We start from the raw sequence: 7017 nt of genomic DNA, 5'->3' as shown, positions 1-7017 counted from the left end.
TAGGGCATACCGGAACCTTTGGGCTCGATCCAATAAACGCTTGGGGAGAGAATACCTCTACTTTTTCAGAAGCAATTCTGTCTAAGCAAGTAATCTCTGTGAACCAAGAATCCCCGTCTCTTTAGAGCGGGGAGTGTCAAAGCGCACGGCTATTATTGTGATCAATCAACTTCCTGTTAATTTTCACACCCTCTGGTTAAGGTTATTGGGTAAGGGCAAAACTCAGAATCAAGCCGTGCGAGAGTTGCTAGAATTACCAATAGGGAACAACTACCGTCAAAATGTCATAGAACTATTACTTAGTTGGCGGGTGAGCGTGGAAATACAAAATATTTTAGAAGAAGAGGATCGAGAGGTGTTTATGACGTTATCGCAAACTTATCTGGAATGGAAAGAAGGAGTGAGACGACAAGCTAGAGAAGAAGCTCTTGAAGAAGGTCGTCAAGCTAGAGAAGAAGCTCTTGAAGAAGGTCGTCAAGCAGGTCTTCAAGCAGGTCTTCAAGCAGGTCTTCAAGAGGCGCGTCGGGGGATGATCGAAAATTTACTACAAGTGCGCTTTGGAAAGTTAGATGATTCTTTTAATCCCGTGATTGAGGGATTGTTATCCTTATCCCCCAGCGAATCTAGCCGTTTATTAATCGAATCCGCCCGCGAGGAGCTATTTGAGCGTTTTCACGATATAACCCCCCAGTAGATGGGAGCGCCAGAGCAGTAACCAGTCAACAGTCAACAGTCAACAGTCAACAATGAAATATGATTGGCTGCTCACTGATGACTGGTTACTGATCACTGATCACTGAATTTACCGTTTAGCGGCAACAATGGCAAAAACGGTGGTATGGGGATCATCTTTTAAAGTCACCCCTTCTGGCATTTTCAAATCACCCACGAGCAGGGATTGCCCCACACCGATCTCCGAAACATCAAATTCGATCACTTCCGGGATATTATCGGCAATACAGGAGACATTAACTTCGTTGACGAACTGTTCGATTAAACCGCCCTGTTTGGTTCCGATCGCTTCTCCTATGGCTTTAATCGGAACAACGATATCGAGCTTACCGTGGGCAGATACTGAGAAGAAACTGAGGTGATAGAGATTTCTTTTCCAAGGATGAGATTGTACCTCTTGGATCAAAGCTTTTCCCGTCCAGGGCATTTCGGGAACATTCACATCCACCAAGGTATTATTTACCGAGGCCTTTTTGAGCAGGGTTAAGGCCGCTTTTTCTCCCACCACGAGGGAAACCGATTCCGTGCCGCTGTGGCCGTAGAGAACCGCCGGGATCAAACCCTGACGACGTAGGGCCCTGGGGTTAATATTTTCCGGTCTTTTTTGACATTCAACGCTAACTTGCATAGTTGACTAATCCTCTTTAGCAATGATTTAAAATTCGTGATTATCCCAAGGTGAGCCATTTTCGTCCAAAAGAGCGCGTTTTGGCCCGTGAATGGGGTCTTCAACGATGATAGTTTGGTCGCGACTAGCTCCTAGGGAGATAATAGCGATCGGTACTTCCATGATCGCCCCCAGGAATTTTAGATAATCGAGGGCCTGTTTGGGTAGGTCTTCCAGACTGCGACAATCACTGGTGGGTTGTTGCCACCCCGGCATCGTTCGGTAAATCGGTTGACAACGGGCGAATTCCCCGGCACTGCTGGGTAAATGGCGACAGGTTTGGCCGTCCAATTGGTAGGCGACACAGACTTTGATTTCCTCTAGGGTATCGAGAACATCTAATTTGGTGATCGCTAGACAGTCTAAACCATTGATTCGCACCGCGTAACGACCGATAACCGCATCAAACCAACCGCAACGACGACGACGGCCGGTGGTGGTCCCGAATTCCGCCCCGCGATCGCACAATAACTGCTCGATCTCCCCCTCTAATTCCGTGGGAAATGGACCTTCACCTACCCTAGTGGTGTAAGCTTTGGCCACACCGATCACTCGATCAATTACCGTTGGACCAATGCCAGAACCCACACAAGCGCCGCCGGCGATCGGATTGGAGGAGGTAACGTAGGGATAGGTTCCGTGATCGAGGTCGAGTAGGGTGCCTTGGGCCCCTTCAAAAAGAATATTCTTACGCTTGCGGATTGCTTCGTAGATTTTTAGGGAACTATCGACCACATGGGGACGCAGTATCTCGGCATATTCTAGATATTCCTCGATCACCGTCTTCGCATCTAAAGGCGGTAAGTTATATAACTTTTCTAAAATGACGTTTTTATAATTGATCGTCCATTCTAGTTTTTGCCGCAGATTCTCGGTATTGATCAAGTCGATGACTCGAATACCGATGCGCTCGGATTTGTCGGCATAGGTGGGGCCGATCCCCCTTCCCGTGGTGCCGATTTTATATTTACCCCGTTTTTCCTCGGATGCTTGATCGAGCAGCCGATGATAGGGCATAGTGACATGAGCCGTTTGCGAGATATAGAGATTGTCGGTGGTAACATTGAGGGCGTGTAATTGCGCCATCTCTTTGAGTAACACCGAGGGATCTATGACTGTGCCTGAGCCGATTATACATTCCGTATCTGGGTAGAGAATCCCAGAGGGAATTAGATGGAGTTTGAACGTTTGACCCTCGACGACGACGGTATGACCCGCATTTACGCCACCTTGAGAACGCACCACCACATCCGCCGATCGACTCAGCAGATCCGTGATTTTTCCTTTTCCTTCGTCGCCCCACTGAGCGCCGATTACAATAACGTTAGCCAAGGTATTTTAGTCTAGCTAAAGTTCACACAAACTGCTATTATCCCTCTTGGCGAATACAACTGTCAAGTTATCTCTCTTAGCTAATTGTGGGGAGAAGGCGAGGGGAAAACTCGCCTATTTTCAGGGTTTATTGACCTTCCCGACTGATTTGACGCTCGATAGTTTCGATAGCGGCATTTAATCCCGCTAGACGGGTTTCGAGGTCATCGCGCATCCATTTGAGGAATGTTAATTTACGCTCTTGACATTCTTGGCGGGAAGTGCTGCCACAAGTGTTAAAGAAGAAGGGAAACATAGACTAACGGGCCTGCTATAACTCTACGTCTCCTATCTTGACGAAAATTTTCAAAAAAGTCTAACCGTTAAGTCGCCATAATAACCACAGACCTAAACCAAAACCGAAAAAGTTAGGCAGCCAGGCAGCTAGGAAGGGGGAGAGGGTGGCGGTTAGTCCCAAGCTGCCCACTAAGAAGTTTAAAAGATAATAGAGGAAAACAATGGCGACACTGAGACCGAAACTGGTTCCCCGACCGATTCTTTGCGGTAGAGAACCCAAGGCACAACCTATGGTAGCAAAGACGATACAGACAAAGGGAAAGGCGATTTTTTGCTGGATTCGCACTTGAAAAAACCTGACTCTCTTATCATCGCCACTGAGTTTGAGCAGTTGCACATATTTGATCGCCTGTGGTATGTTCATCTCGTAGGGATCGCGGCTTTGACGAGCAAAATCGAAAGCGGAGCGAGATAAAGCGATTTTTTCGGCTTTAAAGGGGATAACTTGGCGATAGGAGGCGTTAGGGGGGGTTAATTCATAGATAATGCCGTTAAAAAAGTCCCAGACGTTATCGACGGCATTCCAACGGGCCGAATCGGCGATAATAATTTGATTTAATTCTTCTTTTAGCCAACGGATAACGGTGACAGTTTTCATTTTTTCGCCGTCAAATTGTTCGGCATAAAATAAACTTCTTAAATTGCGATTAATCGTACCATTTTCTAGGGTTTTTATTTCATAATCGGGATAATAAAAGTCTTTATTTTTCCAAAAATTTGCTTCTTTATTAATTTTCTGCACTAAAATTTCTGTGGCTCGATAATTAGCATTAGGAACCACATATTCGTTCAATAAAAATGTTACCACTGTAACTATTAAACTCAGGCAAAAAGTGGGTATAAAAAGACGGTAAAGAGTGACTCCACAGCTTTGCAGGGCAACGGTTTCGCTATCACTACTTAAACGTCCGTAGGTGATTAAAGTGGCTAGTAAAAGAGAAACTGGCAGGGAATAAGTGACAAATTCTGGCACTTTTAACAGGAGAATTTCTAGGGCCGAGGCAAGGGGTAGATTAGCATCAACTACCTGATTAGCTAAATCGGAAAGATTGCCGATCGCTACTCCCAAAGAGGCAAATAAACCAACACTAAATAAAAATGGGGGTAGTAGTTGGCTGATCAGATAGCGATCAATGAGGGCAATACCTCCATTTACCCAGTAAGAAATCTTTTTCTTAATCATTGATTTTGGTTAACTCACTCCTCTTTCATCCCATTTCCGGCTCTCTTAGGTTTGGTGGGTAAAATGTATTCTAAGATACAGTCCTGCTGGCGAGGGAGTGGAAGGAACCACTCCAGACACAGAGGACACAAAGATCGATCATTATGTAAGTTAAACTTATCACACAGAACCTAGAAGAGCCCCATTTCCTAACCCGCAGCCGTCTTGCCTATCCCTTCGGTCAGCCTATCATATTTTGTCTTTGACGAAAAACACCGCCGGAAGTTGTATGATTGCGGGGAGAGTGGACAGAAGTAAGGATTTGGGTAAGTGTGGATAATTTTTCTGTTCCTATTCCCCGATCATCCCCAGGTGAATTATGCTGCTAAACTGGCAAACTTTTACTATTCATAAACGAGTACCTTTAAGGATTAGTCGCGGCACTACCAGCGAAAATACTAATATCTGGCTGAAAATTAGCGAGGAAAATATCGAAGGGTGGGGAGAGGCATCCCCTTTTGATATTACCAGCGAGGAGAAAAAACCCGATAAAATCCTGCAAGAATTAAACTCGATCGCGCCTCTTTTACAATCTTTTCACCCCTGTCAACGCCAAGAAATTGAGAAAATTTTATGGCAAAATCAGATATCTTCGGCTACTCGTGCCGCTATTGATACGGCACTGCACGACTGGTTAGGCAAAAAAGCTAATTTACCTCTCTGGCAAATTTTTGGACTCGATCGCTCTTTAATTCCGCCGGTTTCTGTTACTATCGGTTTAAATTCTCCAGAAAATGTGCAGAAAAGGCTGTTAGATTGGCTAGAAATCGGCGATTTTAGCTTATTAAAAGTCAAATTAGGCTCACCGGACGGTATAGAAGCCGATCGAGCCATAATTCTGGCTATTAAAGAAATTGTCCCCCATTTGCCCCTAACTGTCGATGCTAATGGTGGTTGGCAATTTAGCGATGCGGTGAAAATGTGCCAATGGTTAGAGGAAAAAGGCGTTATTTATGTGGAACAACCCCTATCCGTCGGACAAGAACGAGATTTAATCGATTTATACCAAAAATCGCCCCTACCTATCTTCGTCGATGAAAGCTGTTTTTCTAGTCAAGATATCCCGAAACTGGCCGATCGAGTCCACGGCATTAATATTAAACTAATGAAAGCTGGTGGATTAGCCGAAGTGCAGAGAATGATTCATATTGCCCAAGCTTGCCGACTGCAAATTATGTTCGGATGTTACTCTGACAGCAGTTTAGCCAATACTGCCCTAGCACATCTTGGCCCGCTTGTCAACTATCTTGACCTAGATAGTCATTTAAATTTACGCGATGATCCCTTTACGGGTTTAAGCTTAGAAAAGGGACGTTTACAACCAAATAATTCACCCGGTTTGGGTGTTAGTTTACGGATATAAAGATGACTAATTATTTGACTCCTGACAAGAAAGTAGCGATTCTTCTCCACGAAGGAATCAAAGGAACTCGCGGCAAAACCGGATTAAGTTATCTGCGTTACGGGAAAGCGCAGGTAGTGGCGATTATTGACGCAGAAAACGCCGGCAGCGCCTTAAAAGAAGTGGCCGGAATCGATCGCCCCTTGCCGATTGTTGCTAGTGTTAGGGAAGCTTTAACCTATCATCCCGATACCCTGTTAATTGGCATCGCACCCTCAGGAGGCATTTTACCCCCCCATTGGCTAGAAGAAATCAAAGAGGGGGTAAAGGCGGGGTTATCCCTCGTTAATGGTCTCCATACACCCCTAAAACCCCTTTTTCCTCAGCTTAAACCAGATCAATGGATTTGGGATATCCGTCTGGAACCCCAAGACTTAAAAATTGGGCAAGCGCGGGCGAAAAATTTAACCTGTCAGCGTATTTTAACCGTAGGCACGGATATGAGTGTGGGCAAAATGTCCACTAGCATCGAATTACACCGGGTTGCCCCAGAAAAAGGGCTAAAATCGCAATTTTTAGCCACTGGACAGGGGGGAATTATGATCGCGGGGAAGGGTGTACCCTTGGATGCAGTGCGCGTCGATTATGCTGCTGGTGCGATCGAGGCTTTGGTGTTAGAATCGGCGGAAAATAACGATATTTTGTTTATTGAGGGTCAAGGCTCCCTTTTACACCCTGGTTCGACTGCTACCTTGCCCTTAATGCGTGGCAGTCAACCAACGGGGTTAATTCTCGTCCATCGCGCTGGACAAATTCATATCAATGATTTACCCGATATTCTCATCCCTCCCCTAACAGAAGTGATTAAACTCTACGAAATGACTGCCAGCGCCGGGGGAAGTTTCGGGGAGGTGAAGGTAAAAGGGATTAGTTTAAATACTTTTCATCTTAGTCCGGAGGCGGCAGTTCAAGCTATAGAAACTGTGCAGGAGGAAACGGGGTTATTTTGTACCGATGTTGTCCGTTTTGGTGGTCAAGGGTTATTATCAGTGATCAGTAAACAGTAAACAGTGATCAATTCAATCATAGTCCATCACACAATTAGTCTCAACTGTGATGGGAATGATTGAATGAATACTATGATTGTGTTGTCTTCAGCAACCTTTTATCAATAATCAATCACAGTCCATCACATAATTAGTCTCAACTGTGATTGAAATGATTGAATGAATACTATGATTGTCTTGTCTTCAGCAGGCGTTGTCAGATCAGAATATGAAAGATGCAATGCAATCCTTGCTATCAAAGTAATTTCAGTTCCAAGCTGATTCGGATCATCTTTCAATTTGACAACGCCCTTCAGCAACCTTTTATCAATAATCAATC

At 44.9% G+C, this 7017-nt stretch carries 7 protein-coding genes and 1 pseudogene; 3 read left to right on the top strand and 5 right to left on the bottom strand.

The window, feature by feature from the left end:
* Positions 1 to 139: 139 nt before the first annotated feature.
* A pseudogene (locus PX636_RS16390) lies at positions 140 to 694 on the top strand (hypothetical protein); the annotation flags it as partial.
* A 108-nt stretch (positions 695 to 802) separates the two neighbouring features.
* Here the strand turns inward: PX636_RS16390 and PX636_RS16385 are convergent.
* The 4 genes from PX636_RS16385 to PX636_RS16370 form a co-directional block, all read right to left on the bottom strand.
* Positions 803 to 1360: a 50S ribosomal protein L25/general stress protein Ctc gene (locus PX636_RS16385; protein WP_002798370.1), complete on the bottom strand. Its 558-nt coding sequence runs from the start codon at positions 1358 to 1360 to the stop codon at positions 803 to 805.
* A 27-nt stretch (positions 1361 to 1387) separates the two neighbouring features.
* Positions 1388 to 2731: an adenylosuccinate synthase gene (locus PX636_RS16380; RefSeq protein WP_002798371.1), complete on the bottom strand. Its 1344-nt coding sequence runs from the start codon at positions 2729 to 2731 to the stop codon at positions 1388 to 1390.
* A 127-nt stretch (positions 2732 to 2858) separates the two neighbouring features.
* A complete protein-coding gene (locus tag PX636_RS16375; protein ID WP_002759244.1) occupies positions 2859 to 3026 on the bottom strand; it encodes a hypothetical protein in 168 nt (55 codons plus the stop codon).
* A gap of 60 nt (positions 3027 to 3086) precedes the next feature.
* On the bottom strand, positions 3087 to 4250 hold the full coding sequence (locus PX636_RS16370) for an LptF/LptG family permease (RefSeq protein ID WP_288117858.1): 1164 nt from the start codon (positions 4248 to 4250) through the stop codon (positions 3087 to 3089).
* Positions 4251 to 4608: 358 nt separating this feature from the next.
* Between PX636_RS16370 and PX636_RS16365 the strand changes: the two genes are divergently transcribed.
* Positions 4609 to 5652: a dipeptide epimerase gene (locus tag PX636_RS16365; RefSeq protein WP_288117856.1), complete on the top strand. Its 1044-nt coding sequence runs from the start codon at positions 4609 to 4611 to the stop codon at positions 5650 to 5652.
* A gap of 2 nt (positions 5653 to 5654) precedes the next feature.
* Positions 5655 to 6698 carry an N-acetyltransferase DgcN family protein gene (locus tag PX636_RS16360; protein WP_002798374.1) on the top strand — a complete coding sequence of 348 codons (1044 nt, stop codon included), beginning with the start codon at positions 5655 to 5657 and terminating at the stop codon, positions 6696 to 6698.
* Positions 6699 to 6820: 122 nt separating this feature from the next.
* Here PX636_RS16360 and PX636_RS16355 read toward each other — a convergent pair.
* Positions 6821 to 7017: hypothetical protein (locus PX636_RS16355; protein ID WP_288117854.1), on the bottom strand; the 197-nt coding region annotated here is incomplete at its 5' end.

Source organism: Microcystis sp. M53598_WE2, assembly GCF_030067735.1.
Lineage (GTDB): Bacteria > Cyanobacteriota > Cyanobacteriia > Cyanobacteriales > Microcystaceae > Microcystis > Microcystis aeruginosa.
This window is presented reverse-complemented; position numbering and strand designations above follow the sequence as displayed.

Coding starts and splice junctions, on each gene's coding strand:
- PX636_RS16365 (WP_288117856.1), top strand. CDS start 4,609: ATGCTGCTAAACTGGCAAACTTTTACTATTCATAAACGAGTACCTTTA.
- PX636_RS16370 (WP_288117858.1), bottom strand. CDS start 4,250: ATGATTAAGAAAAAGATTTCTTACTGGGTAAATGGAGGTATTGCCCTC.
- PX636_RS16360 (WP_002798374.1), top strand. CDS start 5,655: ATGACTAATTATTTGACTCCTGACAAGAAAGTAGCGATTCTTCTCCAC.
- PX636_RS16385 (WP_002798370.1), bottom strand. CDS start 1,360: ATGCAAGTTAGCGTTGAATGTCAAAAAAGACCGGAAAATATTAACCCC.
- PX636_RS16375 (WP_002759244.1), bottom strand. CDS start 3,026: ATGTTTCCCTTCTTCTTTAACACTTGTGGCAGCACTTCCCGCCAAGAA.